1 protein-coding gene and 2 pseudogenes are annotated in these 902 nt (G+C 66.1%); all 3 read right to left on the bottom strand.

From position 1 onward, the window contains the following. Positions 1–60, bottom strand: a pseudogene (locus tag VI25_RS29140) (hypothetical protein); the annotation flags it as partial. Continuing rightward, a complete protein-coding gene (locus VI25_RS29135; protein ID WP_410503462.1) occupies positions 33–278 on the bottom strand; it encodes a hypothetical protein in 246 nt (81 codons plus the stop codon). The gene VI25_RS29135 and the pseudogene VI25_RS29140, both read right to left, overlap by 28 nt. Continuing rightward, positions 172–850: pseudogene (locus VI25_RS22935) on the bottom strand (glycosyl hydrolase family 95 catalytic domain-containing protein); the annotation flags it as partial. The pseudogene VI25_RS22935 and the gene VI25_RS29135, both read right to left, overlap by 107 nt. Between the last annotated feature and the right edge of the window lie 52 nt (positions 851–902).

Raw genomic sequence — 902 nt, 5'->3', positions numbered from 1 at the left:
GGCCAGATTTACCTCTATACCGCCCCGGGCCTTCAGGCCGCGCACGCTGCCCGCCGGCCAGGCCGAAGGCAGGGCCGGCAGCAGGTGCACTTCGCCCAAGTGGCTTTGCAACAGCATTTCGGCCATGCCGGCCGTGCCGGCAAAGTTGCCGTCAATCTGAAACGGCGGGTGGGCGTCAAACAGGTTGGGGTAGTGCCGCCGGCCCCGTTGCCGCCCTTGGGGTCGGTGTAGCGCAGCAGCTGGCGAACCAGCCGGTAGGCATGGTCGCCGTCGTGCAGGCGCGCCCACCAGTTGATTTTCCAGGCTTTGCTCCAGCCTGTCCCCGCGTCGCCCCGAGCTCCAGTGACTTGCGGGCAGCTTGGAAGAGCTCCGGCGTGCCGCGGCCGAAAGCTGGCGGCCCGGGTGCAGCCCAAACAGGTGCGAGGGCGTGCCGGTGCTGCGGGTCGGTTTCGGCAAAGTCGCGGTACCATTCCAGCAGCTGCCCCTGGCGCCCCACCTGCGGGGGCAGGAGCTGCTGCCGCTTGGCCAGCAGCAGGGCCCGAAACTCGGCGTCGATGTTCAGCACCTGGGAGGCCTCGATGAGATTCGTAAACAAGTCCCAAATAATGGCCATGTCCATGGTAGTACCCACGGAAACGCCCTGCGCCGCGCCGTTTTGGTCCTTGAACTTGTTTTCGGGCGTCGTGGAAGGCGCCGTAACGAGGTAGCCGTTTTTATCGGGCACCAGCCAGTCCAGCGTAAAAAGCGCGGCGCCCTTCATCAGCGGGTAGGCGTGCTGGGCCAGGTACTGCTTGTCCTGCGTGAAGGCGTAGTGCTCCCACAGGTGCTGGCACAGCCAGTTGCCGCCCATGTACCAATTGGCCCAGACCGGTCGCCGTCGCCCGGTCACCGACGGGGTTCGA

Origin of the sequence: Hymenobacter sp. AT01-02 (assembly GCF_000961955.2) — a bacterium.
Classification (GTDB): Bacteria; Bacteroidota; Bacteroidia; order Cytophagales; family Hymenobacteraceae; genus Hymenobacter; species Hymenobacter mucosus.
Note: the sequence above shows the minus strand (reverse complement) of the source record. Positions and strands in the feature narration are given on the sequence as shown.